This window comes from Flavobacterium sp. IC2-16, assembly GCF_055521455.1.
In genome coordinates, this window is the sequence record NZ_CM145480.1 from 658,451 (window position 1) to 683,996 (window position 25,546).

Consider the following 25,546-nt stretch of genomic DNA (forward strand, 5'->3'; position numbering starts at 1 on the left):
ATTTTAAACCAATTCATTTAATTTTTCGGTAACATAATTTGGAGGCAAAGTTGGTCGCCCGGATTTCATATCTACAAACACCAAAATCGAATTCCCCGTTGTTAATAACTCCCCTGCTTCATTAGTGATTTCATAGTCAAATTCTATCTTAACAGATGTCTGATTTTTGAAGATTGTTTTTACCGTTAGCAAATCATCATAACGTGCTGGTTTTTTATAACTCATAGAAAGTGAAACAACAGGAAGCATAATTCCGTTTTCTTCCATCCATCTATACGAAACCCCAAGGTTTCTAAGCCATTCCACGCGTCCCATTTCAAAATACTGGGCATAATTACCATGATAAACAACACCCATTTGGTCAGTTTCCGCATAACGAACACGCACTTGCAATTCGTGATTTTTCATATAAAGCTTATGTTAATTTATTCTAAATATTTTTTAAAAACACGTACAATTTTTTTTTTTTAAAATCAATATCAAAATGATTTTTTTTTGAAAAAATTTGTCCACATATTTGTCTTCCCAAATCTTAAAAAAGTAACCTCAAGAAACTTTTGTAGGATAATTAATAATCTAATATTTATGCTTGAATATATGAACAAAACTGCGCAATCGGTATGGAATAACTGTCTTCTTTTTATAAAGGACAATATTCAGGAGCAGGCTTACAAGACCTGGTTCGAACCGATAAAGGCAGTAGAGCTCACCGATAATGCTCTGTATATTCAGGTACCAAGTAAATTCTTTTACGAATGGCTTGAAGAGCATTACGTTAAATTACTAAAAGTTGCATTAACAAAAGAACTTGGAACAAGCGCAAAGTTACTCTATAAAATCAAAATGGAGAACAAACTTGGTAACAAACTTCCGTTCACGGAACAACTTCCAAGTAACAATCATGCCGCTGTAAAACCGCAAGAAGTTGATGCGCCAATTCAGAACAAAAACCCTGAATTAAAAAACCCGTTTGTAATTCCAGGAATTCGCAATGTAAAAATTGAGTCGCAACTGAATTCCAATTACAACTTCGACAATTTCCTTGAAGGAGAATCCAATCGTTTAGCACGTTCTGCCGGGATGGCGGTTGCCAATAAACCTGGAGGAACTTCTTTCAACCCATTATTGTTTTTTGGTGGTGTTGGACTAGGGAAAACGCATTTAGCACATGCAATTGGTGTAGAAATCAAAGAAAAACATCCAGAAAAAACCGTTTTATATATTTCTGCCGAGGTTTTCACACAACAATACACTGATTCTGTTAAGAAAAACACTCGAAATGATTTTATTCATTTCTATCAGCTTATAGATGTTTTAATTATTGATGATGTACAATTCCTTTCTGGAAAAGCTGGAACTCAGGATGTATTTTTCCACATCTTTAATTACTTACATCAAAACGGAAAACAAGTAATTCTTACGTCCGACAAAGCTCCTGTTGACATGCAGGATATTGAACAACGTTTGTTATCGCGATTCAAATGGGGACTTTCTGCGGAAATTCACCAACCGGATTACGAAACAAGAGCCGCTATCTTAAAAAACATTTTGTTTAGAGATGGTGTTGAGATGCCAGAAGAAATTATTGAATATGTTGCCAAAAACATCAAGACAAACATTCGTGAACTTGAAGGCGCTATTATTTCATTAATCGCTCAATCGTCTTTCAATCGTCGTGAAGTAACTTTAGAATTAGCAAAACAAGTGGTTGAAAAGTTTGTAAAAAACATCAAACGCGAAGTTTCTATCGATTACATTCAAAAAGTGGTATCCGATTATTTCCAATTGGACATCGAGACATTGCAATCTAAAACAAGAAAACGTGATGTGGTTCAGGCAAGACAATTGGCTATGTTTTTTGCAAAAAAATTCACCAAATCGTCTTTAGCTTCCATTGGCTCTCAAATTGGGGATCGCGATCACGCTACCGTTTTACACGCATGCAAAACGGTTGACAACTTAGTTTCAACCGACAAACAATTTAAGAAATACGTAGAAGACATTCACAAAAAGCTTTCGTTATAAAATGTCTACAAAAATAGTAATGGTCTGCTTGGGGAACATTTGTCGTTCCCCTTTAGCAGAAGGCATATTACAATCCAAATTACCTCACGATAAATTTACTGTTGATTCTGCCGGAACAGGCAATTGGCATGTAGGAGAACAACCCGACAAACGTTCGATGGTTACCGCTAAAAATAATGGCATAGATATTAGCTTTCAACGTGGTAGACAATTCACAAAAAAAGATTTCGATAATTTTGATTATATTTATGTAATGGATAAATCAAATTACCAAAATGTGATTTCATTAGCTCCAAACGAAAATGCCAAAGAAAAAGTAATCCTTATTTTAAACGAGCTATATCCAAACGAAAACAAAGATGTGCCAGATCCATATTATGGCGATATGGAAGATTTCAACTTAGTCTATAGACTTTTGGATGAAGCTTGCACTGTAATTGCCCGTAACCTTCAATCTAAATAACTTCCATTATGAATGTGCTTGGTAAACTCTATTTAATTCCAACATTATTAGGCGAAAACAATCCCGAAGAAGTTCTACCCATTACAATTAAGCGTACAATTGAAGTTGTAGATTACTATATTGTTGAAAACGAGAAAACAGCACGCCGATTCATAAAAAGTGTTTTACCCGAAAAAAAACAGCCGGAGTTAAAATTATTTGCACTAAACAAACATACAGACGTTTCTGAACATCACGCATTCATTAAACCATTGTTAGAAGGCAAAAACATGGGATTAATGAGTGAAGCTGGTTGTCCTGGAGTTGCCGATCCTGGAGCGGCAATTGTTAAACTTGCACACGAAAAAGGGATACAAGTAATCCCATTAGTTGGTCCATCGTCAATACTATTAGCCATGATGGCATCTGGAATGAACGGACAAAGTTTTACTTTTAATGGCTATTTACCGATAGACAAATCAGAGAAAAAATCGGCATTAAAAAATCTTGAAAGACAATCTTTTGAAAAAAATCAGTCGCAACTGTTTATTGAAACTCCGTATCGAAACAATAAATTAGTTGAAGATTTGCTGCAAATTCTTCAACCAAGCACCTTATTATGCATTGCTTGTGACATTACACTCCCAACAGAGTTTATTAAAACGTTACCGGTTAGTCAATGGAAAAAAAATAAGGCCGATTTACACAATCGACCTTGCATTTTTATTATCCACAAATTTTCTTAATCCAATTTTACTTTCGCATTTGGATTTGCTACAATATTAGAAGTGTCGTAGCCACCAAATTTTTTGATATAACTTCTTAAAGTTGTTCCAAAACCATCGGTAAAAGTATTTCTACCATTGCTGCGTAAAAAACTTTTTACAGAACCTGCTCCACCTAAGTGTGCTGCAGCTAGTAATCCCGATTCGGTTACTTTAATTCCGTTAACTGTTTTACCTTCGTAGCGTTGAATTTCTTTTCGAAGTTCCCATTTATTTCTTGCTAACAATGCTTTAAAAGCTTTTTCCTGCAATGCTGGGTTTTTAAGAAAATCATTCGGATTTGTAATCCCGATAGTACGTAAAGTACTTTTTCCAAACTGGTATTTACCCATATATCCAAAAGGATTTACTAAACGGTATTTACCTAACGATTCTTTAATAGCAATTGCTTGCTTAAAACCTACATACGATTTCCCTGTAAAAGGCAAATTGTAATACACTTTTTCAGTTTCTTCCTTGGTTGGTACTAGGTAATTGATTACTTCATCATCTTCAACATGAAATCCTTCCAGTTTCTCCGGCTCGAAAGCTTTAAAACCTGAACTAATCAGTGTAATTAAAAGTGTCAATCCTAAAAAGTACGTCCATTTTTTTGTCATAAATTTTGATTTCTCATTCGCTGTCACCGAGATGAAATTTCCGCTTGCAAAGATACAATAAAAAAAATAACCTGAAAATCAGAATGTTAAAGTTTTTCTAAAAGTAGATGAAGTGCATTTTTGACCGCCCGAACTGATTGATTTCTAAAGCGGGAGCAGGAATTTTAATTGTGTTAAAAACCGAAAAAAGCGTTTTTAAAACATACGATTTGGTGTTTATTTTCGTCAAATCGGCATCCAAGCTCAAATAAAATTGTCGTGTTCGATGATTTTCGGCAACCAATTCCCCTGGAACCGAATCGCCATTTCCGGAAACCATTCCATCGGCTCCATATCCAACAGCCACATTTAGCCATTTCGGAATTTTTGAACTTTTAGCAAACGAAAAAATATTTATTGAAAGCCAATAAGTTTGACCGTTATAATCTTTTAAAATCTGTTCATTCAAACTATTCCCTAAAGTTTCCGGTCGCAATTTTGCGTATCGTGTAGTATGAAATGAAAACTTAGGCATAATGCGCTGCTCATCCCAAAGCAATTGCTGCGATACAAACAAACCGGTTCCGGTAGCATTAGCCACAACATCACCCCAAGAAGCGCCCCATTCTTTAGAAAAACCATCGAAAACCTCAACCGTAGTCATAAACACAAAACCCAAAGAAGCGCCATACAGCATTTGTTCTTTTTTAGTGGCTCCGCTCCAAGCCAGCGTTTCGCTACCCAATCGACCCAAATGATAGGTTGAATACAGATGTCCTACTTTATCCATTTGCAACCAATCGTTATTATCGTTTATGAAATGAAAGGAAGATTTAGGATAATCTTTATACCAAATTTGGTTTAACCCAATTAGAGTTCCACCCAGTATAACCGATTCTCCAACGTAAACCGTTGCTCTTCTTGAATGTTGCAACGAATCGGAAGGCGTTAAAAAAGATTCGATTTTAGACTGAGAAAACAAATGTTGGCTACAAAAGAAAACAAAAAGAACCGCAACTGTTTTTAAGACAAACAACTGCGATTCTTCTATTTTTATTTGAGATGCTACCTTCAAAAATTACCTATCATATCCTTGTTTCGCAACCCATTCTGCATATTTTTTTGCAATAACACGGTGGTCATCGTAGGTTTCAGCAAACTCATGATATCCGAAACGATCTACGCTAGCACAAAAATAAAGATAATTATGTTTTTCGGCATTTAAAACCGCATCAATAGCCGAAATATCAGGCATTGAAATTGGTCCTGGAGGCAATCCATTATGAACATACGTATTATATGGTGAGGCAATTTTTAAATCATTTAAAAATACCCTTTTAATAACTTGATTAAAATCACCCGATTTTTCTTTAATTGCGTAAATTACAGTTGGATCAGCTTGAAGTGGCATATCTTGTTTCAATCGATTAAGATAAACCCCTGCTACTCTAGGTCTTTCATCAGACTTCACCGTTTCTTCATGTACAATAGAGGCTAACGTTGATACCTCAACAGGGCTCATTCCTAAAGCAGTAGCTTTGGCAGTACGCTCTTCATTCCAGAATTTTCGGTATTCTTTAGCCAGTTTATCTCTAAACTTAGTTGGTGAAACATTCCAATAAAATTCATACGTGTTCGGAATAAACATAGATAAAATTGTCTCTTTATTAAATCCGTTTTCGGCCATGAAAGTAGAATCTGTAAAAACCTGAGTAAGCGTTAAACTATCAGGTTCAATTTGAGAAGCCATTCGCTGCACTAATTTACCAAGTGATTCTTGGTTGTTAAATGCTAATTTAACCGGAACATTATGACGCAGAGCTGAAACAATACTAAAACTATTCATGCCATTTGTCAATAAAAATTTTCCAGGATTTACATTAGCACTATAACCTCTTTTTTCTGCTACAAACGTAAATTTATCGACATCGACCACATAGGGCGCAATTATTTTTTTAACGTCTTCGAAAGTTGAATTGGTTGGAACATAAACAAAAACTTCATTTTCAGAAAAATTGGTGTTTTTAGTAAATGCTTTGGTGTAAACATAAGCACCAAATCCCGTAGCCACTAACAAAATAGCTACCGACATCATTGAAACAATTCTTTTTAGGTTCAAAATCTTACGGATTAACTGGGTTAATTAATTGATACAATCCTTCATCTGTATAGCGATTATGAATGCGAATCCAATCTTTTTTTACGCCAATACAACGAAAGCCAAAATTAGTAAAAAGGTTAATACTCGCTACATTTTCAATACTAATATTTGCATAGAGTTGATGCAATTGCAAATGAGAAAAACTGTATTTTATAAGCAACTCAAGTGCCTCACTCCCAACACCTTTACCTCTATTATCATTATCTTGCACAATTATACCTATTCCGGCACGTTGGTTTCTCGGATCAAAATCGAACAAATCAATCAATCCAATTGCGTCAAAAGAACCCGTGTAACATATAGCCAAACGCAACTGTTTCGCTTCATAAATATCTTGATGTGCATTTTCAAGATACTGACGAATCAAAAAACGACTATACGGTGTTTGTGTGTTACTAACTTCCCAAATAGACTCGTCGTTTTCTATAGCATATAAGAACCCTAAATCTTCAGGTTCAAGTGCTCGTAAATAAACTGTTTTCCCTTGGAGAGTAATCATTTAATTAATTTCTATGGTTCCTTGATAAACAAATGTAGCGGGTCCTTTTAGAAACACATCCGTATAAAAACCGTTTTTTTCGGTAAAAGTCACTTCTAGCATTCCTCCTTCAACTTGCAATTGGATACGAGAACTATCTGTTTTTCCAGAAGCATTCATTGCAATAGCCACTGCCGTAGCTCCGGTACCACATGACAAGGTCTCATCTTCTACACCTCTTTCATAAGTACGTAAAGCAAATTTATTTTCGTCGGTTTGAGTAACAAAGTTCACATTGCTCCCTGCATCACCATATAAATTGCCATATCTAATTTTAGCCCCTTCATTTCTTACATCAAAAATGTGTAGATTTTCTACCATTTGCACGTGATGTGGCGAACCCGTATCTAAAAAAATATGACTCGCATGTTGCTGAACCTCATCTACGTCTTTCATTTGTAATGAAACCACATTTTTATTGTCGATTGTAGCGAAATGTAATCCGTCGGTCGCAATAAACGTTGTTTCCTTATCAATCATACCAAGCTGCTTCGCAAAAGCAACCAAACATCTTCCACCATTACCACACATTGAACTTTCATTTCCATCGGAATTAAAATACACCATTTTGAAATCGGTTTTATCATCATTCTCTAATAAAATAAGCCCATCAGCACCAACTCCAAACCTTCTATCGCATATTTTTTCGATCAATTTGGTATCATTTTTGGGGAATTGTAAATCACAATTGTCAATCATAACAAAATCGTTACCCGTACCTTGATATTTATAAAAAACACATTTCATATTGATAATCAAATAAGTAACAAAAGTACAAATATTAACGACACGTTAAAGTCTGTTAAACGAGCGTTAAACACTTTTGTTGAATTCATGAAGTTTTTAATTTTACTGTTAAATAATTAAATATAAATCATATTATGAACAAATTCTCAAGCTTATTAGTCGTATCTATGTTAAGCGGAACAATAACGCTTGGCGCATACAAACTTTTTATTGAACCCTCAACTACCAAATCAGGAACCAAATTATCGGTTGCTTCAGAAAATTACAACCGAAATGTAGCTTTAGGTTCTGAAAATGTAGATTTAACCGCAGCTGCAGAAAACGCAGTTCATTATGTTGTTCACGTTAAAAACGTGTCGGTTTCGGAAGTTCCTTCTAATCCTATTATGGAATATTTTTACGGATACCGAGGCGGACAACAACAAACACAAATTGGAACCGGCTCTGGAGTTATTATTTCTGAAGACGGATACATCGTAACCAACAACCATGTAATTCAAAATGCCACAGAACTGGAAGTCACGTTAAACAACAACAAAATATACAAGGCAAAATTAGTTGGAACCGACAGCAAAATGGACATCGCTTTACTTAAAATTGAGGCCGATGACAAATTACCTTATGCCACTTTTGGGAATTCAGACAATATGAAAATTGGTGAATGGGTATTAGCGGTTGGAAATCCATACAATTTAAATTCTACGGTAACAGCTGGAATTGTTTCGGCCAAAGCACGTGATTTAAGCAACCAAGGAATTCAATCGTTTATACAAACCGATGCTGCAGTAAATCCAGGAAATAGCGGTGGCGCTTTAGTAAATACACGTGGCGAATTAGTCGGAATTAACACCATGATTTCTTCACCAACTGGCAGCTACACGGGATATTCTTTTGCCGTTCCTTCCAACATCACACGAAAAATTATTGAAGACTTAATGGAATATGGTAATGTACAACGCGGAGTTCTAGGTGTTGAAGGCGGTGAACTTAACAGCATTTCTGCGAAAGAATTAGGCGTTTCACAATCGCAAGGATTTTATATTAACTCCGTTTCAAAAAATTCGGGTGCCGAGAAAGCAGGCTTAAAGAAAGGCGATGTTATTGTAAAATTAGACAATCAAACAGTTAGAGGATATTCCGACTTAACATCGTATATCAACACGAAAAGACCAAATGATGTAGTTTCTGTTGGAATTATACGAGATGGAAATTCGAAAACAATTCCGGTAACACTTACCAAAAAAGAACTAATTAATGTAGATTATAATGGTTTTGAGTTTGAAGATCTTGATGCTGCAGACAAGAAAAAATTCCGATTGAATGAAGGTGTAAAAATCAAAGAAGTAACAAACGACCGCTATCTTGAATACGCCGATGTATTAAAAGGTTCCATAATTATACGAATTGACGGTACCAAAGTAAATTCGATGGAACAAGCTTCACGTATATTGAATTCGAAATCAAGCAATCAAAAATTCAGAATTGAATTAATCACTCAAGCAGGTGAGCGACTACAGATGATATTGTAATTCTTAAAAAACACACACAATAGAGCCCAGTTAAACACTGGGCTTCTTTTTTATAGAAAATTATGCCTCTTTTTTTTATGGCAATCTGATTAAAAATCAATATTTTTGCACCAAATTTTAACGACACAAACACATCTTATGAACAATTCCGCTTTATACGAAAAAGAGTTGGCATTTCAGGCAGACAGAAGAAGAGCCGGCGTAGAATTCATTAAAATCATCAGCGATTTATGGTATGACAAATCTATCGAATTGGTAATTTTCAGAAACCAATTAATCGACAGAAACGTAAGTGATATCATCAATTTACACGAGTATGCTGGTGAATTCGTTCAAAAACCTATCAATGTTTTCGACTCTGTAGAAATCGCACGTGCTATTCAAGCTTTAGACTTACCACCATCTCGAATCGACATCGGAAAATTAACATACGAATACCATTTAGAAGACGATAAATACAATGATGCTACCGCATTCGTTATCGACAAACTAAAACATGCTAAAGAAACTACTGAAATAAAGCCTAAAGATGTTGTTTTATACGGATTTGGCCGTATCGGTCGTTTATTAGCAAGAGAATTAATGTCGAAAGTTGGTAAAGGACAGCAATTGCGTTTACGCGCTATTGTTACTCGTGATAAAAACGACGCTGTTTTATTAGAAAAAAGAGCTTCTTTATTACGTTACGACTCAGTTCACGGTGACTTTGAAGGTTCGGTTACTGCAGATGTAGAAAACAATGCTTTAATTATCAACGGGGCAACAGTTCATATTATTACAGCTAATTCTCCTGAAGAAATTGACTATACTACATACGGTATCAACGATGCTTTAGTAATAGACAATACGGGTGCATTTACAACAGAAGAAGCACTAAGCAGACATTTAACTTCTAAAGGTGTTGAAAAAGTATTACTTACTGCACCTGGTAAAGGAGTTCCTAATATTGTATATGGGGTTAACCATGAAGAATACAATCCGGATGAAGTAAAAATTTACTCGGCAGCTTCATGTACAACCAACGCTATTACTCCTGTTTTAGCTGCTATTGAAGAAACTCTTGGTGTTGTTAAAGGACATTTAGAAACAATTCACGCATACACAAACGACCAAAACTTGGTTGACAACATGCATAAAAAATACCGTCGTGGTAGAGCTGCTGCTTTAAACATGGTAATTACCGAAACTGGCGCTGGAAGTGCTGTTGCTAAAGCATTACCAAGTCTTGCTGGAAAATTAACTTCCAACGCAATTCGTGTTCCTGTGCCTAACGGTTCATTAGTAGTTTTAAATCTTGAAGTTGGAAAAGAAACTTCTAAAGAAGATTTAAATGCAATCATGAAAAAATATGCCTTAGAAGGAAATCTAGTTGAGCAAATCAAATATTCATTAAGTAACGAATTGGTTTCTTCTGATATTGTTGGAACTTCTGCTCCTGCTATTTTCGATAGTAACGCAACAATCGTTTCAAACGATGGCAAAAATGTAGTTATGTATGTATGGTATGATAACGAATACGGCTATAGCCACCAAGTAATTCGTTTAGCTAAATACATTGCTAAAGTTAGACGTTACATGTACTATTAATAGACATCGACTTAAATAACTAAAATCCGCTTTGAGAAATTGAAGCGGATTTTGTATTTTTAACAAACTCATTTTATGAACCTCCAACCCACATTACATAACGATCTAGTCTCATTACTTCCCTTACACGAAAACGATTTTGAAGAACTATACGATGTAGCTTCCGATCCTATGATATGGGAACAACACCCAAATAAAGATCGTTATAAGAAAGAGGTTTTTGTAAATTTCTTTGAAGGAGCGATGCAATCGGGAGGTGCTTTTAAAATCATAGACAATAAAACCAATAAAACTATTGGCAGTACTCGTTTTTACGATTATGATGCCGATAAAAACAGTATTTTAATTGGATACACCTTTTTCAGCAGAAACTATTGGGGTTCCAAATACAATCCGAGTGTTAAACGACTAATGATGAACTACGCTTTTCAATTTGTTGATGCTGTTTATTTTCATATTGGAGCCACAAACTACCGTTCACAAAAAGCGATTGAACGAATTGGAGCCGATAAAGTTCGAGAAATAAATATTGCTTATCACGGCGAACCTGAAAAGCATAATTTTGAGTATATAATTGAAAAGGGAAATTGGGAATATTAGGTTTATATGAATAAGAAAAATTTCAAAATAACCAAAGCAACATTAAATCAGACTAATGAAATCCTAGACATTAGCAGGAAAACATTTTTTGAATCGTATGCAAAATTCAACACTGAAGAAAACATGCAATTGTATCTAGAAGAGAATTTGAGCTTGGAAAAATTAACCCTAGAACTCAACAACCCAAATTCGGAATTTTATCTAGTAACAACAAACAATAAAATAATAGGGTATATCAAAGTTAATTTTGGTGCTGCGCAAAACGATTTGAATGATGAAAAATCGTTGGAAATTGAACGCATATACGTTTCAAGCGAGTATTACGGAAAAGGATTCGGACAACACCTTTTCGACAAAGCGATTGAAGTAGCAAAACAAAACAATCTCGATTACATTTGGTTGGGTGTGTGGGAAAACAACATCAAAGCCATCAATTTTTACAAAAGAAACGGAATGATAGCTTTTGCAACACATGGTTTTATATTTGGCAATGATAACCAAACCGACATTCTATTGAGACTTGATATATAAGTAAAACGAGCTTCGGTTAATCGTTTAACACCCTGTTAATCTGAACGAATCGTTTCGCATAATAATCTTCTTTGGTTGAAGATATTATAACACCAGAACTTGTAGAAGAATGTATGAATTTAATTTCATCATCCAGAACCTCAGTAATCATACCTACATGTCCAACTCGAGCTCGGCGTGTGGTTTTAAAGAAAATCAAATCCCCTTTTTGGGCTTGATCTCTAGAGATTTTCAATCCTGCTGAAGATGCCATTTCCTGAGACGATCTTGGTAAAGTAACATCTATATTCCTGAAAGTTGTAAACATCAAGCCAGAGCAATCAAATCCGTTTTTATCGGTTCCGCCGCCACGGTAACGAACACCTAAATTCTCGGAAGCTTTAGATATTAAAAACTCGGCTTTTTCAATCGAATTTGCACTTAAAGGCAACACACTCGACTCTTGACCACTTTCTACTGTAGTATTTTCAGTTGTTAAAACTACCGCTTCATTGGTATCTGCACTGCTTTTTTGGGAATGAATTTTTAGATTAAACCCTTTTTCTAAACCTTTTTTTATTTCGGGATTCCATTTTTCCAAATCATCAATACTAACACCGTATTGCTTGGCGATTCCGTACTTGGTTTGTTTTGCCTCAACCACATGAATCACAATATCATCCGTTTCACTGGCAACAACCGCAACTTCACTCTCAGAATTTTCAGAAACTGTATTTTGTGTATTCTGTTCTTCAGCCCCAGCTATTAAAATTTTATCCCCGGCTTTTACTTTATTTTTATCTAAATCGGGATTTGCTGCCAATATTTTTTTTACAGTAGTATGATATTTTTTAGCGATTCCGAAAAGAGTTTCTTTCGGCAAAACTACATGGTACAACGCTAACTCATTTGTTTCTGTTGCAACATCTAACTTCTTTTTATTCTTTTTTTCTTTAGGTTTGAAGTTTTTATTCGGAATCCAAAGAACTTGCTTTAACTGCAATAATGAACCTTTGGAATTTGGATTCATAGCATAAATTTCTGCTTCTTTCACTTTGTATTTCTTAGCAATACTATACACAGACTCACCACTAACCACTACGTGCTTAATTTTTTCTTGTGCAAAAAATACGGTTGAAAACAACAAAAAAACTACTCCAAAAAATCTCATCTGCAATTATCCTTAAAAAAGAGCGGCAAGATAACCAACTCCGTTCTTAAAAACAGCCTTTTTAACTATTTATTTTGTTTTAAAACCTCATCCAATGAGGCACGAAACTGATCCGAATTCCAATTCGCAGCTCCAGAAAAATTCACAACAATTCTACCCGATTTAGTTATCAGATATGTCTTAGGAGTTTTATCTAAAACTATAGATTTCAAAGGTGTGCTTCCAGAATAAAAAACTGGAAAAACATATCCTGTCTTTTTTAAAAAAGCATTTACATGAGCTTGAGAATCATCTGTAGCGAAAATAAAAAACAAATCATTTTTATAGTCATTGTATAATTTAGCCCATTGTTTTAACTCTTCTTCTGATTCAGGATTATTAGGAGACCAATAATTAATAATCACATTACGCTGCATATATTCTACAAAAGACAATGGCACACCTGAAGTACCTATTAAACGCCAATCGTATGAATAAATTGGAACTTGTTTTTCAAATGCAATCATAGTTGGTTCAGGTAAATTTGAACCTATTATTTTATCTTGTAAATCATCTTTAAAAAAAAATAGCGCTAAAAGTAAAAGTGTGACTATGCCTATAATTATTTTTTTCATATTCCAAAAAAATTTGGCGTAAAGATAAGCAACCTAATTATTTCTTTCAATAAAAAAGCGCCCTATTACTAGAGCGCTATGAGTTATAATGTATTGTTTTAATTATGCTTTACCAGCGGCAATTAAATTTAATGCCGAACCGGCTACAAACCATCCAATTTGACTTTCGTTGTAGGTATGATTTGCCATAATACTATCTTTAGAACCATCGGCATGAACGAATTCCAAAGTCAATGGTTTTCCAGGTGCAAATTCTGTTAAATCTAAGAAGTTGATGGTATCATCTTCCTGAATTTTATCGTAATCAGCCTCATTAGCAAAAGTTAAGGCTAACATTCCTTGTTTTTTCAAGTTAGTTTCATGAATACGAGCAAACGACTTAACCAATACGGCTTTCACGCCTAAAAAGCGTGGTTCCATAGCCGCATGTTCGCGAGACGAACCTTCCCCGTAGTTATGATCGCCCACAACTATAGAAGGAGTTCCTGCAGTCTTGTATGCCCTTTGCACTTTTGGCACCTCATCATAAGCCCCTGTCAATTGATTTTTAACAGAATTTGTTTTATGATTGAATGCATTTTCGGCTCCAATCAACATGTTATTGGAAATATTATCCAAATGACCTCGATATCGCAACCAAGGACCTGCCATGGAAATATGATCGGTAGTACATTTCCCAAAAGCTTTAATTAACAATTTAGCTCCAGTAATATTTTTTCCATCCCAAGGTGCAAAAGGCGCTAATAATTGCAAACGATCGGAAGTTGGCGAAACCAAAACTTCTACAGAAGAACCATCTGCGGCAGGCGGTTGAAATCCTGGATCGTCTACATCAAAACCTTTTGTTGGCAATTCATCACCATGAGGTGGGTTTAATCGTACTTCCTGCCCGTTATCATTTAACAACGTATCGGTAATAGGATTAAAGTCTAAACGTCCTGAAATTGCCAAAGCTGCCACCATTTCCGGCGACGTTACAAACGCATGGGTATTTGGATTTCCGTCTGCTCTTTTCGAAAAGTTACGGTTAAAGGAATGCACTATGGTATTTTTTTCTTGTTTGTCGGCACCCGCTCTATCCCATTGTCCTATACAAGGTCCACAAGCATTAGTAAATACTTTAGTTCCCATTTTTTCAAACGTAGCAATGATACCATCTCTTTCGATAGTATATCGGATTTGTTCCGAACCCGGGTTGATACCGAATTCTGCTTTTGGTGTAATACCATGCGCTACAGCCTGCTCCACAATAGAAGCTGCTCTCGACATATCCTCATAGGAAGAGTTGGTGCATGAACCGATCAATCCCCATTCTACTTTAATGGGCCATCCGTTCGCTTCCGCCTCCGCTTTCATTTTAGAAACTGGAGTTCCTCTGTCTGGTGTAAAAGGTCCGTTGATGTGTGGCTCTAATTCGGATAAGTTGATTTCAATTAATTGATCAAAATATTGAGCCGGATTAGCATACACTTCTGCATCAGCAGTTAAATAAGATGCCACTTTATCTGCAGCATTTACCACATCCTGACGACCGGTAGCTACTAAATATCTTCGCATCGAATCATCGTAACCAAAAGTTGATGTTGTAGCTCCGATTTCGGCACCCATATTACAAATAGTTCCTTTTCCTGTACATGACATTGACTCAGCACCTTCTCCAAAATATTCTACAATAGCACCTGTTCCTCCTTTTACGGTAAGAATATCTGCTACTTTTAAGATAACGTCTTTTGGAGCCGTCCATCCGTTTAGTTTGCCTGTTAGTTTCACACCGATGAGTTTTGGAAATTTCAATTCCCAAGACATCCCCGACATGACATCTACGGCATCTGCACCACCTACTCCTATAGCTAACATACCCAATCCCCCAGCATTAACTGTATGCGAATCGGTACCAATCATCATACCTCCAGGAAATGCATAATTTTCTAAAACGATTTGGTGAATAATTCCCGAACCCGGCTTCCAAAATCCAATGCCATATTTATTGGACACGGAAGAAAGGAAATCGAACACTTCTTTCGATTGTTTGTTGGCAAAAGCCAAATCTTCCGCCGCACCGTTTTTCGCCTGTATTAAGTGATCACAATGTACCGTTGTAGGCACTGCAACCGTTTTTTTACCAGCATGCATAAACTGCAGCAATGCCATTTGCGCCGTAGCATCTTGACACGCTACTCGGTCTGGAGCAAAATCGACATAATCTTTACCTCGCGTAAAGGCTTGAGAAGGTGTTCCTTCCCATAGGTGAGAATATAAAATCTTTTCGGATAAGGTAAGCGGACGACCAACTAACTCGCGAGCTTTATCGACACGAGCTGCCATAGTTGCGTACACTTTTTCAATCATTTCAATATCAAAAGCCATAGTGTTTATATCTTATTATTTTGTTATTTATTTTCGCCCCTACAATTTACGAAAAATAGCGCAGCTACAATAAAAAAAGCCTAAGTTTATCAACTTAGGCTTTACAATTTTAATCAGTATTTGAATGATTATTTTGCCAGCAATTTATGAGATGGTGCAAACTTTGTTAAGTTAATACCCTCTACTGCTGCTGTATATTCTTCAATAGTTGGGGTTCTTCCCAAAATTGTAGACAATACTACAACCGGCGTAGAAGAAAGTAACGATTCTCCTTTTTTCTCAGCAGAATCTTCAACCACACGTCCTTGGAACAAACGTGTAGAAGTTGCCATTACCGTATCTCCTTTAGCAGCTTTTTCCTGATTCCCCATACAAAGGTTACAACCTGGGCGCTCTAAATACAACATATTCTCATACTCTGTACGAGCGGCCGATTTTGGTGCATTATCATCAAATTCGAAACCTGAATATTTTTGCAATACTTCCCAATCACCTTCTGCTTTCAATTCGTCAACGATGTTATATGTAGGTGGCGCTACAACAAGTGGTGCGTTAAATACAACTTTACCTTTTTGCGCTTCCACGTTTTTAAGCATTTGTGCTAAAATTTTCATATCGCCTTTATGAACCATACACGAACCGATAAAACCAAGATCTACTTTTTTCGTTCCGCCGTAGAATGAAAGCGGACGGATAGTATCGTGAGTATATCGTTTCGAAACATCAGCGTTGTTTACATCTGGGTCGGCAATCATTGGCTCAGCAATTACATCAAGATCTACTACAACTTCCGCGTAGTATTTTGCATTCGCATCCGGAGTTAACGCTGGTTTTTCACCTGAACGGATTTCAGCAATACGTTTATTAGCTTTATTGATCAATCCTTGAAGAACACCTTTTGCATTATCCATACCTTTATCAATCATAATTTGAATTCTGCCCTTAGCAATTTCTAATGATTCGATTAAGGTTTCATCTTCTGAAATACAGATAGAAGCTTTTGCTTTCATTTCTGCAGTCCAGTCTGTAAATGTAAAGGCCTGATCTGCAGTTAACGTTCCGATGTGAACCTCGATAATTCTTCCTTGGAATACGTTTTCACCACCAAATTGTTTCAACATTTGTTGTTGCGTTGCATGTACCACATCACGGAAATCCATATACGATTTCATCTCTCCTTTGAATGTCACTTTTACAGACTCAGGGATTGGCATAGAAGCTTCTCCAGTTGCCAAAGCCAAAGCAACAGTCCCAGAATCGGCACCAAAAGCAACACCTTTAGACATACGTGTATGAGAGTCACCTCCGATGATGATAGCCCACTCATCGATTGTAATATCGTTAAGTACTTTGTGGATTACGTCAGTCATTGCGTGATAAACTCCCTTAGGATCACGAGCCGTAATCAAACCGAAATCGTTCATGAATTTCATCAATTTCGGAATGTTAGCCTGCGCTTTTTTGTCCCAAACAGAAGCGGTGTGACATCCTGATTGGTAAGCACCATCTACAATTGTTGAAATGGTTGTTGCAGCCATAGACTCTAATTCTTGAGCCGTCATTAAACCTGTAGTATCTTGAGAACCTACGATGTTTACTTCTACACGAACATCAGAACCAGCGTGTAACACTTTTCCTGGTGTGGTTCCAACAGCATTTCTGTTGAAGATTTTTTCAACTGCTGTAAGACCTTGTCCTTCGTGAGAGATTTCTTTTGACGGTGCATATACAACCGGTGCTTCAATTCCTAAAGTTTTAGCAGCGAAGGTTTGTAATTTTTTACCGAATACAATAGCATAAGATCCTCCTGCCTTAATGAATTCCATTTTTTGCGGCGTGAACGATCTGGAGATATCGATTAACTCCTGATTACCATTGTATAATTTTTTAGTTTTTGTATTGATTGTTAAAACAGTACCTGTAGCCACAGAATAAGCTTGCTCTAAAATAGGCTCACCATTTTCGTTACGAACTAAGTTTCCGTTTTCATCTGTCTTTTTAACCCAGTTTTTAAGGTCGATTCCGATACCTCCGGTTACGTCAACTGTAGTAAGGAAGATTGGAGAAATACCGTTCGTTCCACCAACGATTGGAGCAAAGTTTACGAAAGGAACATAAGGACTCGCTTGTTTACCTGTCCAAAGTGCCACGTTGTTTACCCCTGACATACGAGAAGAACCTACACCCATCGTACCTTTTTCAGCAATCAACATCACCGATTTATCAGGATGTTGTGCTTGCAACGCTTTGATTTCCTCCTGAGCTTCAGGTGTAATCATACATTTTCCGTGCAATTCACGGTCGGAACGCGAGTGCGCTTGGTTACCCGGAGAAAGTAAGTCCGTAGAAATATCTCCTTCACCAGCGATGAAAGTAACCACTTTAATTTCTTCAGCAACTTCAGGAAGTTTCGTAAAGAATTCCGCTTTAGCGTAGCTCTCCAAAATTTCTTTCGCTACCGCATTTCCGTTTTCAAAAGCCACTTTTAAACGATTTGTATCTGCATCGTACAAATACACTTGCGTTTTAAGAACATCAGCCGCTTGTTTAGCAATTGCTGCATCATTACCTAAAGCTAAATCCAACAAGACTTCGATTGAAGGCCCACCTTTCATGTGTGATAGCAATTCGAAGGCAAATGCTGGGGTAATTTCATTAACAATTGATTCGCCTAAAATAATTTCTTTTAAAAATTTAGCCTTAGCACCTGCAGCTGGAGTAGTACCCGGCAAGGTGTTATAGATAAAAAATTTAAGAGAATCTTCTCTATTTGGATTGTTTGATTCTTTGATTTGAGCAATGATTTCACTTAGCAATTCAGCACCATCAATAGGTTTTGGATGAAGTCCCTGACCTTTTCGCTCTTCAATTTCTTTAATGTAGTCGCTATAAATACTCATTTCTATATGATTTGAAAAAGTTATGTTATTATTAATTTATTTTTAAAAGCAGGACAAAATTAATCAATAACATTCAAATTAAAAAATATTTAGCATTTCATTAATTTCAAAAGAATATTATTTATAAACATTCTATTTTGATGAATATATTTCAGTAAAATAAGAAAATTGATTGGTTTTTTTACGAATTGCTAATTTTTGAAAATAATTTTATGAAATCCGAAAAAAAGAAACCAAAAAATTGAAAAATCAGCATAAACCTTACTTGTCACGAAGATTCATAATTGGCTGTTCGTAAAAACGGTACAACAAAAAAGAAACCGAAAAAGTAAGTACAAAATAAATCAAAACTAAAAGTGAAGACGGCAATGTTAAATCTAAAACATATACCAAATATTTTAAGAAAGCGCTCATCACACAATAATGAACCAAATAAACAGCGTATGAAATTTTACTCAATCCCGTAATCATTCTTCCCAAAAAAGAAGCAGACGATTTCCAGAAAATAAAAAACGGAAGCGCCAACGCGAAGGTAATTGAGGTTAATGAGAAATAGAAAACATGAAAATATATCGGACAAGAAATAATATCTACTCCCATTAAATTTAGAACCAAAAATTGAAGTACAAACAAATGTCCGGAAACAATAAACAGATAAAAGGCTACTTTTTTCAGAATTGACTCACAATAGTAATACATCCAAGCTACTATAAATCCAACAACAATTGCATCTATTCGAAAAACCACAATAGATTTCACATTAGCATTCCAAACAACCATATCTGTCGTTTGATGGTTCAAAAAATAGAAATAGCGTAACAAATGCGACATTAAAACAATGCTTAAGCAAACTATCAAAAAACCATATTTCACATTACTCTTAAAACATTTATATCCCACAAAAATCAAAATAGGAAGGAGTAAATAAGCCCACTCTTCTACAGACAGACTCCATGATTCCGGAAAAAATGTAATCGAATCATGACTGAAGTTTTGAAGGAATAAAAAGTACTTCCAGATTTCTTTTTTGGGATAATTAAAAAAGAATGCGATTCCAATATTTACCAAAAGAATTAAATAGTAAAGTGGTAGCGTTCTGAACCATCTTCGTTTGAAAAAAATAAACAAATCGGATAAGCCAAACGAGTTTTTAAGTGTCATTTTCAAAAGAATTGAACCAATAAGAAAGCCACTCAAAACAAAGAAAAGTTCAACACCTGCATAACCAAATAAACCGCTAAAAGAAATTAATACGGGATTTTGACTTCCGATTAGATAATAGAGATGAGAAAACAAAACAAAAGAAATTGCCGTAGCTCGAACCACATCCAGTCCGAATATTCGAGAAACATTTTGCTTTTCTTCCCTCATTTATAGTACATTTGTTTGGAATTCAATTATGTATGTTCAGTCGGTCAAATATATACAAATATTTACTCTTTACTTTTATACTTTCCACTCTTTTTGGAATAGTAGTGTATTGCAATTTATCCAACAGACATCAGGCTATTATAAAAACATTTCTTTATCAGAAAACCGGTTTGGTGGATAACGACTGGTTGATTAAAAACAATACCCATCAATACAAAATGCTTTCTCCAACCTTTGTAATAGACGGTATTTACAAATCGATGGAAGGACCAAAATCGTCACGATACATACAATTGGACAATTCTGACAAACTACTTTGGATTACCGGTTTTGAAGTAAAAGCACTTGACCCTAAATCCAACAAAGAACTTTCCAATGATTTTATTTGTCACATGAATGTTGATATTAACGACGCGCAATATTATACCCAATGGGGTCTTACCGACAGAATTGGGAAGCAATACCCACGCATGACATCACTTTCGCACGGACTGGAACATTTTGATTTTCCTAAAGGCTATGGCGTGCCCATAATTGGAAAAGATTTTTTGTTTGTAACCACACAAACGCTAAATCACAACCAACCAAAAATTTACAAGAAGGTAAAACATGAAGTTGCCGTAAAATACGAGGCTTATAATAAAACTCAAAAACCGCTCATGACACGTACGGTTTATATTCAATTACCATTTGATAAAAACGATCCTTTTAAAGAACCTTTAGATCCAGCCAGCAACCAATGCATACCTGTTGAAACCAAAAACCACACGTATTGTGATAAGGCCGGAAATATGCTTTCTGGACATTGGGTAATCCCAACAGGAAAGAAAACCTATAGCAGTTCTATAGATGAGCAATTACAGATAAAAGACAGTTTACGTTTGCATTTTTCGGCACCACATGTACACCCTTTTGCTACTTCGATAAGTGTTTTTGACAAAACCACAAACCAAACTGTATTCACTTGTAACATTACCAATTACAACAACAGAATTGGATTAGAAAAAATTGAAACCTTTAGTTCTGAAAAAGGAATTTGGTTATATAAAAATCACAGTTACGAACTTGTTATGACATGCGACAATACATCAAAAGTTGAACAAGATATGATGGGCAGTATGTTTTTATTTTTCTACGACAAGGAATTGGATGATACCATACAAAAGCGATTATAATAAAAAAGACTCATTAAAAATGAGCCTTATATTTAAAATAATTTCTTGATAATCATTTCTTCCGAAATTCCTTCTGCATCTGCTTTGTAATTTTTAATGATACGATGACGAAGAATTCCGGTTGCCACTGCCTGAACATCTTCAATATCTGGCGAAAATTTACCTTGTAAAGCCGCATGCGTTTTAGCCGCTAAAATTAAATTTTGCGAAGCCCGAGGACCGGCACCCCAATCCAAATAATTTTTAATATAATCTGTTGCCAAACTATTATTAGGACGTGTTTTAGACACCAAAGTCACTGCATACTCAATTACATTATCTGCAACTGGAATGCGACGAATTAATTGTTGAAAATCGATAATTTCCTGTGCTGTAAACAACGGATTAACGTTCACACTGTAATCGGTAGTCGTTGATTTCACCACTTGTACTTCTTCTGCGAAAGAAGGATAATCCAACTTAATAGCAAACATAAAACGGTCCAATTGTGCTTCCGGTAACGGATAAGTTCCTTCCTGTTCAATTGGGTTTTGTGTAGCCAATACAAAAAATGGTAAATCCAATTTATAATGTTGACCTGCAATAGTAACCGCTTTTTCCTGCATCGCTTCTAATAAAGCTGCTTGAGTTTTTGGCGGTGTACGATTGATTTCGTCAGCTAAGATAATATTGGAAAATATTGGTCCTTTAATAAATTTAAAATTTCGGCTTTCATCCAAAATTTCACTTCCTAAAATATCGGAAGGCATTAAATCGGGCGTAAACTGAATTCGCTTAAAATCAAGACCCAAAGCCTGTGCAATGGTATTCACCATTAACGTTTTAGCCAATCCAGGAACCCCAACCAATAAGGCGTGCCCTCCAGAAAAAACACTCAATACGATTTGATTCATTACATCGTCCTGACCAACAATGATTTTAGAAACCTCCGCTTTAAGCGCTTGTTGTTTCTGAACTAAATTTTGAATTGCTGCTACGTCCGACATGTTTACAAATAGGTATTAGCGTTATTTTTTAAGCCAGTTGTTGGTAAAAGTACAATCTCTGTATTCGCCGTTAATTTTAATATAGGTCTGCTTGATTTTTTCTTCTGACCATTTTCCAACAGCAATGATTTGTTTCTCTTTAAGAGCCAATTCTTTGATTTTTAAATAATCAGTAGCGAAATCCGCAGTATGTTCGTCAAAACGATTGGTTACAGTAATTATTTTGTATTTTTTGTTTCCGTTTTGTTCTTGATCAACCAACGGTAAGGATACTTCATTATCTTTTAAATCAGAAACCTGACTATAAATTGCCGGATCCATTTTTGTCAATTCAAAACGCGTTTCCATGGTACGTGGATTCATTAAAACTCCACCATTGTTACGTGTTTCTTTTTCATCCGAAAATTGTTTTGCTGCTTCAGAAAAAGAAATTTCTCCGTCCACTATTCTCTTGCGAATCGTTTCAATTTTCTTTTTTGCCTCAGCCAAAGCCTCATCGGTAACTTTTGGTGACATTAAAATATGGCGTAAATCCAATTCTTGTCCGCGAATTTTTTCCAAATAAATAATATGATACCCGTATTCTGTTTCAAAAGGCTCTGAAATTTCACCTTCCTGCAAACTAAAAGCCACGTCTTTAAACTCTTTTACAAACTGAGTTTTCTTAGTTATTTTATAAAATCCTCCATTTGATTTTGACCCAGGATCTTCAGAATACAAAACTGCTCTACTAAAGAAACTTGAACCTTCTTCAACCTCTTTTTTGATTTGTTTCAGCTTATCGATTACTTTTTGTTTTTCAGCTTGCGAAACAACTGGTTTAACCACAATTTGGGCAATTTCCATTTCTGCACCAAAGATTGGTAATTCATCTTGAGGGATTTTCTTAAAGAAAGTTCGAACCTCTTCGGGAGTAATTTGAATATCATCAATGATTTTTCGTTGCATTTGACTCGCCAACTTATTCATTTTGATAACATCGAAGAAATAGGTTCTAAATTCATCGATATTCTTTTTGTTGTAAAATTTAATCACTTTATCGATATCTCCAACCTGCTCCACCATCTGATCAATCTGACCATTCATGAATTCATTCACTTCCGCATCGGTTACCACAATACTATCCTGAATTGCCTGGTGTGCATACAAACGATCTTCTAATAATTTACCCAACATTTCACAACGTGTAATATTTGCAGTTGAGACTCCTTGTGCCTGTAACTCAACAAATGTTTTATCCACATCGGAATCCAAAACAATGTAATCCCCAACCACAGCAATAACACCATCTATTTTTTTCTTGTTAGAATGTTGTGCTTGAGCCACATTCACAAAAGTTATCATCAATCCGAAATAAAGGGCAATCTTATTTGTTATCAATTTCATTATATTCATTTTAAAGCCGAAGCCGTATATATTCTTTATCGTTTGCAATTATTTTTTTTGCTGTAATTGTGCTTTTACTCTTTCGAAAACATCTGGATTCACTTTTACAGTAAATTCTTTTTTAAGTTCATCAACCCAATTTTGTTCTAAATATTGTTGATAGTCATTAATTACACGACCTTTAGCCTCTTCTAGTGTTTTGTCTGATTTTGGCATTTTCTGATTCACCTGAGTCACAAAATAATAATTACCTTCTTGAACAATGTCGGTTATTTTGTCGTCGAAGTTTTTATGTTTTGGCAATCCTTCTCCATCCATTTCATAAACTCCCGATTTCACCATGATGTTAATAGCATCTTTAGTATTAAGCTTATCTTTTATGTATTCAATGGATTTTTTCTTTTTCAAATACGTTTGTGCTTTTTTAATAACATCAAGACTTGTTGAAGAAAAAATATTTGCTTGAATACGGTCTTTCCATTGGTATTTCGACTTATTCATTTCGTAGAATTTTTGCAATCCTACTGAATCTGTTTTCGCTTTTTGCCATATTTCTTTTTCCATCAAATCAAACAACAACAACCCATCACGGTATTCTTCCATAATGTTTGCAAATTCAGGAAATTCACCTTCTAAATTATTATTGTAATACGAAGACAATTGATCTTCTATGAATTTATCGTAGTAATAATCAACCAATTTAGCTATTGGTTTAATTTGAACCGCATTACGCTGTTGTGAACTCAAATAGTTCAAAAACACCGTAGCATTAATTACTTTGTCTTTATTGATGGTAGCCAATTTTACATTGTAATCTTTCATATTGGTAGGCACATCCCAAGTTTGTGTATAAAACTTATCATTTACCAATGATTTAACTGTTTTATACATTTTTTCATCGCGACTTACCGAATATTTTTTACGCAACATTTGATTTAAAGAAGAGCTGATTAATTTCGAACGATCGTCTTTTCTAATTTTATTATCCAGTTCAGCTTCTGATTCTTCAAAAGTTTTAACCGGTATTTTTTCAATTAATTTAACGATATGCCATCCAAATTCTGATTGAAAAGGCTCTGTTATTTGTCCTTTTTCAGTTAATGAAAATGCTTTGTTTTCGAATATTTCTGAACTTAATTCTCCCGAACCGAAACGTTGTAAAACCCCTCCTTTTCCAGAAGACGAACGGTCTTGAGAAAATTGTTGTGCTAGACTTTCGAAGTTTTCGCCTTGTTTTAATTTCTTATAAACATCTTCAATTGTAGTTTTCGATTTTTCAGCTTCAGTTGGATTATCTCCTTTTAAAGTCATAATATGAGCTACAACAACATCTCCTCTGTTATCTCTAACATCATTTACTTTTACCAAATGGTATCCAAAACGGGTTCTTACCGGTTTAGAGATTTCTCCTTTTGGCGTTTTAAATGCTGCTGATTCGAAAGGATAAACCATTCTAAAAACGCTAAACCATCCTAAATTTCCTTTATTATCTTTAGAAGAAGGATCTTGAGAATATTTAACTGCAGCATCTTCAAAAATTTCACCATTTAAAATCTTCTTACGTACTTCCATAGCCTGATTGTATACTCTTAGAGTATCGGCCGGCATGGCGTTTTCATCTAACGAAAATAAAATATGAGATGCATTTACCTCTTTCAAAGAACGCTTATACGCTTCTTCGATTAGTTCTTTGGTAACTTTAGTATCGCTTAAATAATTTTTAGAAAGTTGAGTTCTGTATGAATGCAACTCATTTTGATAGGCAATTCCGTTTTGCAAGCCAAGTTTGTTTGCCTTATTTACTTTCAATTTATACCCAATGAAAAGATCTAGATATTGATTTAGGTCTTTTTGAGAATCGTCTTTCACCAAGTCCAGATTCTTCTTATAAACCCTTGCAAATTCATCGGTATAATATGGTTTATCATCAATTGTAAAAAGAACTTCTTTTTTTGTTTCCTGTGCAAAAGCAACAGTCTTTATTACAATAAAAAGACTAACTAAAATCTGTTTCAACTTCATATATTATGAACTTTAAATACTTTTATAATTTAAGGCAGCCTCTCTGTTTAAA

General features: G+C 35.3%; 22 protein-coding genes. 8 read left to right on the top strand and 14 right to left on the bottom strand.

Going from position 1 to position 25,546, the window contains the following annotated elements:
- Positions 1-3: 3 nt before the first annotated feature.
- Positions 4-408 carry an acyl-CoA thioesterase gene (locus ACZ1JT_RS02975; protein ID WP_465094680.1) on the bottom strand — a complete coding sequence of 135 codons (405 nt, stop codon included), beginning with the start codon at positions 406-408 and terminating at the stop codon, positions 4-6.
- A gap of 189 nt (positions 409-597) precedes the next feature.
- Between ACZ1JT_RS02975 and dnaA the strand changes: the two genes are divergently transcribed.
- Genes dnaA through ACZ1JT_RS02990 form a run of 3 tightly spaced genes read left to right on the top strand, consistent with a single transcriptional unit; the run spans position 598 to position 3,213 of the window.
- On the top strand, positions 598-2,025 hold the full coding sequence (dnaA, locus tag ACZ1JT_RS02980) for a chromosomal replication initiator protein DnaA (RefSeq protein WP_465094681.1): 1,428 nt from the start codon (positions 598-600) through the stop codon (positions 2,023-2,025).
- Position 2,026: 1 nt separating this feature from the next.
- On the top strand, positions 2,027-2,488 hold the full coding sequence (locus ACZ1JT_RS02985; protein WP_465094682.1) for a low molecular weight protein-tyrosine-phosphatase: 462 nt from the start codon (positions 2,027-2,029) through the stop codon (positions 2,486-2,488).
- Positions 2,489-2,496: 8 nt separating this feature from the next.
- Entirely contained in the window at positions 2,497-3,213 is a 717-nt protein-coding gene (locus ACZ1JT_RS02990) for an SAM-dependent methyltransferase (RefSeq protein WP_465094683.1), read from the top strand.
- On the opposite strand, the gene ACZ1JT_RS02995 is transcribed toward ACZ1JT_RS02990, so the two are convergent.
- The 5 genes from ACZ1JT_RS02995 to dapF all read right to left on the bottom strand — a co-directional run bounded on the left by ACZ1JT_RS02995 (position 3,210) and on the right by dapF (position 7,276).
- Positions 3,210-3,851: a peptidoglycan-binding protein LysM gene (locus ACZ1JT_RS02995; protein WP_465094684.1), complete on the bottom strand. Its 642-nt coding sequence runs from the start codon at positions 3,849-3,851 to the stop codon at positions 3,210-3,212. The genes ACZ1JT_RS02990 and ACZ1JT_RS02995 overlap by 4 nt on opposite strands.
- A gap of 97 nt (positions 3,852-3,948) precedes the next feature.
- The gene (locus ACZ1JT_RS03000) at positions 3,949-4,905 is read right to left on the bottom strand and encodes a DUF2279 domain-containing protein (protein ID WP_465094685.1); all 957 of its coding nucleotides are present in this window, start codon (positions 4,903-4,905) and stop codon (positions 3,949-3,951) included.
- A gap of 3 nt (positions 4,906-4,908) precedes the next feature.
- Positions 4,909-5,949: an endolytic transglycosylase MltG gene (mltG, locus tag ACZ1JT_RS03005; RefSeq protein WP_465094686.1), complete on the bottom strand. Its 1,041-nt coding sequence runs from the start codon at positions 5,947-5,949 to the stop codon at positions 4,909-4,911.
- Between the two features lie 4 nt (positions 5,950-5,953).
- A complete protein-coding gene (locus tag ACZ1JT_RS03010) occupies positions 5,954-6,490 on the bottom strand; it encodes a GNAT family N-acetyltransferase (protein ID WP_465094687.1) in 537 nt (178 codons plus the stop codon).
- Positions 6,491-7,276, bottom strand: coding sequence for a diaminopimelate epimerase (gene dapF / locus ACZ1JT_RS03015; protein ID WP_465094688.1), 786 nt, complete (start codon positions 7,274-7,276; stop codon positions 6,491-6,493).
- A 134-nt stretch (positions 7,277-7,410) separates the two neighbouring features.
- Here dapF and ACZ1JT_RS03020 point away from each other — a divergent pair, with 134 nt between their 5' ends.
- From ACZ1JT_RS03020 to ACZ1JT_RS03035, 4 genes are all read left to right on the top strand, one after another.
- A complete protein-coding gene (locus ACZ1JT_RS03020; RefSeq protein ID WP_465094689.1) occupies positions 7,411-8,805 on the top strand; it encodes a Do family serine endopeptidase in 1,395 nt (464 codons plus the stop codon).
- A gap of 138 nt (positions 8,806-8,943) precedes the next feature.
- A complete protein-coding gene (locus tag ACZ1JT_RS03025) occupies positions 8,944-10,392 on the top strand; it encodes a glyceraldehyde-3-phosphate dehydrogenase (RefSeq protein ID WP_465094690.1) in 1,449 nt (482 codons plus the stop codon).
- A gap of 75 nt (positions 10,393-10,467) precedes the next feature.
- Entirely contained in the window at positions 10,468-10,992 is a 525-nt protein-coding gene (locus ACZ1JT_RS03030) for a GNAT family N-acetyltransferase (RefSeq protein WP_465094691.1), read from the top strand.
- Between the two features lie 6 nt (positions 10,993-10,998).
- Positions 10,999-11,523, top strand: a complete 525-nt coding sequence (locus ACZ1JT_RS03035; RefSeq protein ID WP_465094692.1) for a GNAT family N-acetyltransferase — start codon at positions 10,999-11,001, stop codon at positions 11,521-11,523.
- Between the two features lie 16 nt (positions 11,524-11,539).
- Here the strand turns inward: ACZ1JT_RS03035 and ACZ1JT_RS03040 are convergent, their stop codons facing one another.
- The 5 genes from ACZ1JT_RS03040 to ACZ1JT_RS03060 all read right to left on the bottom strand — a co-directional run bounded on the left by ACZ1JT_RS03040 (position 11,540) and on the right by ACZ1JT_RS03060 (position 19,925).
- Entirely contained in the window at positions 11,540-12,673 is a 1,134-nt protein-coding gene (locus ACZ1JT_RS03040) for a C40 family peptidase (RefSeq protein WP_465094693.1), read from the bottom strand.
- Positions 12,674-12,738: 65 nt separating this feature from the next.
- Positions 12,739-13,287 carry a TlpA family protein disulfide reductase gene (locus ACZ1JT_RS03045; protein ID WP_465094694.1) on the bottom strand — a complete coding sequence of 183 codons (549 nt, stop codon included), beginning with the start codon at positions 13,285-13,287 and terminating at the stop codon, positions 12,739-12,741.
- Positions 13,288-13,389: 102 nt separating this feature from the next.
- Positions 13,390-15,654, bottom strand: a complete 2,265-nt coding sequence (locus tag ACZ1JT_RS03050; RefSeq protein WP_465094695.1) for an aconitate hydratase — start codon at positions 15,652-15,654, stop codon at positions 13,390-13,392.
- Positions 15,655-15,782: 128 nt separating this feature from the next.
- Positions 15,783-18,554, bottom strand: coding sequence for a bifunctional aconitate hydratase 2/2-methylisocitrate dehydratase (locus ACZ1JT_RS03055; protein WP_465094696.1), 2,772 nt, complete (start codon positions 18,552-18,554; stop codon positions 15,783-15,785).
- Positions 18,555-18,815: 261 nt separating this feature from the next.
- Positions 18,816-19,925 carry an acyltransferase family protein gene (locus ACZ1JT_RS03060; protein WP_465094697.1) on the bottom strand — a complete coding sequence of 370 codons (1,110 nt, stop codon included), beginning with the start codon at positions 19,923-19,925 and terminating at the stop codon, positions 18,816-18,818.
- A gap of 32 nt (positions 19,926-19,957) precedes the next feature.
- On the opposite strand from ACZ1JT_RS03060, the gene ACZ1JT_RS03065 reads away from it, so the two are divergent.
- Positions 19,958-21,100: a hypothetical protein gene (locus ACZ1JT_RS03065; RefSeq protein ID WP_465094698.1), complete on the top strand. Its 1,143-nt coding sequence runs from the start codon at positions 19,958-19,960 to the stop codon at positions 21,098-21,100.
- 32 nt (positions 21,101-21,132) lie between these two features.
- On the opposite strand, the gene ACZ1JT_RS03070 is transcribed toward ACZ1JT_RS03065, so the two are convergent.
- Genes ACZ1JT_RS03070 through ACZ1JT_RS03080 form a run of 3 tightly spaced genes read right to left on the bottom strand, consistent with a single transcriptional unit; the run spans position 21,133 to position 25,494 of the window.
- The gene (locus ACZ1JT_RS03070; RefSeq protein WP_465094699.1) at positions 21,133-22,086 is read right to left on the bottom strand and encodes an AAA family ATPase; all 954 of its coding nucleotides are present in this window, start codon (positions 22,084-22,086) and stop codon (positions 21,133-21,135) included.
- A gap of 21 nt (positions 22,087-22,107) precedes the next feature.
- The gene (locus tag ACZ1JT_RS03075) at positions 22,108-23,472 is read right to left on the bottom strand and encodes a peptidylprolyl isomerase (RefSeq protein ID WP_465094700.1); all 1,365 of its coding nucleotides are present in this window, start codon (positions 23,470-23,472) and stop codon (positions 22,108-22,110) included.
- Positions 23,473-23,520: 48 nt separating this feature from the next.
- A complete protein-coding gene (locus tag ACZ1JT_RS03080; RefSeq protein WP_465094701.1) occupies positions 23,521-25,494 on the bottom strand; it encodes a peptidylprolyl isomerase in 1,974 nt (657 codons plus the stop codon).
- Positions 25,495-25,546 lie beyond the last annotated feature (52 nt).

What these genes read in the sequence shown, in the direction of transcription:
- ACZ1JT_RS02975 (WP_465094680.1), bottom strand. Translation starts at nt 408, where the DNA reads ATGAAAAATCACGAATTGCAAGTGCGTGTTCGTTATGCGGAAACTGAC.
- dnaA (WP_465094681.1), top strand. Translation starts at nt 598, where the DNA reads ATGAACAAAACTGCGCAATCGGTATGGAATAACTGTCTTCTTTTTATA.
- ACZ1JT_RS02985 (WP_465094682.1), top strand. Translation starts at nt 2,027, where the DNA reads ATGTCTACAAAAATAGTAATGGTCTGCTTGGGGAACATTTGTCGTTCC.
- ACZ1JT_RS02990 (WP_465094683.1), top strand. Translation starts at nt 2,497, where the DNA reads ATGAATGTGCTTGGTAAACTCTATTTAATTCCAACATTATTAGGCGAA.
- ACZ1JT_RS02995 (WP_465094684.1), bottom strand. Translation starts at nt 3,851, where the DNA reads ATGACAAAAAAATGGACGTACTTTTTAGGATTGACACTTTTAATTACA.
- ACZ1JT_RS03010 (WP_465094687.1), bottom strand. Translation starts at nt 6,490, where the DNA reads ATGATTACTCTCCAAGGGAAAACAGTTTATTTACGAGCACTTGAACCT.
- dapF (WP_465094688.1), bottom strand. Translation starts at nt 7,276, where the DNA reads ATGAAATGTGTTTTTTATAAATATCAAGGTACGGGTAACGATTTTGTT.
- ACZ1JT_RS03020 (WP_465094689.1), top strand. Translation starts at nt 7,411, where the DNA reads ATGAACAAATTCTCAAGCTTATTAGTCGTATCTATGTTAAGCGGAACA.
- ACZ1JT_RS03025 (WP_465094690.1), top strand. Translation starts at nt 8,944, where the DNA reads ATGAACAATTCCGCTTTATACGAAAAAGAGTTGGCATTTCAGGCAGAC.
- ACZ1JT_RS03030 (WP_465094691.1), top strand. Translation starts at nt 10,468, where the DNA reads ATGAACCTCCAACCCACATTACATAACGATCTAGTCTCATTACTTCCC.
- ACZ1JT_RS03035 (WP_465094692.1), top strand. Translation starts at nt 10,999, where the DNA reads ATGAATAAGAAAAATTTCAAAATAACCAAAGCAACATTAAATCAGACT.
- ACZ1JT_RS03040 (WP_465094693.1), bottom strand. Translation starts at nt 12,673, where the DNA reads ATGAGATTTTTTGGAGTAGTTTTTTTGTTGTTTTCAACCGTATTTTTT.
- ACZ1JT_RS03045 (WP_465094694.1), bottom strand. Translation starts at nt 13,287, where the DNA reads ATGAAAAAAATAATTATAGGCATAGTCACACTTTTACTTTTAGCGCTA.
- ACZ1JT_RS03050 (WP_465094695.1), bottom strand. Translation starts at nt 15,654, where the DNA reads ATGGCTTTTGATATTGAAATGATTGAAAAAGTGTACGCAACTATGGCA.
- ACZ1JT_RS03055 (WP_465094696.1), bottom strand. Translation starts at nt 18,554, where the DNA reads ATGAGTATTTATAGCGACTACATTAAAGAAATTGAAGAGCGAAAAGGT.
- ACZ1JT_RS03060 (WP_465094697.1), bottom strand. Translation starts at nt 19,925, where the DNA reads ATGAGGGAAGAAAAGCAAAATGTTTCTCGAATATTCGGACTGGATGTG.
- ACZ1JT_RS03065 (WP_465094698.1), top strand. Translation starts at nt 19,958, where the DNA reads ATGTTCAGTCGGTCAAATATATACAAATATTTACTCTTTACTTTTATA.
- ACZ1JT_RS03070 (WP_465094699.1), bottom strand. Translation starts at nt 22,086, where the DNA reads ATGTCGGACGTAGCAGCAATTCAAAATTTAGTTCAGAAACAACAAGCG.
- ACZ1JT_RS03075 (WP_465094700.1), bottom strand. Translation starts at nt 23,472, where the DNA reads ATGAAATTGATAACAAATAAGATTGCCCTTTATTTCGGATTGATGATA.
- ACZ1JT_RS03080 (WP_465094701.1), bottom strand. Translation starts at nt 25,494, where the DNA reads ATGAAGTTGAAACAGATTTTAGTTAGTCTTTTTATTGTAATAAAGACT.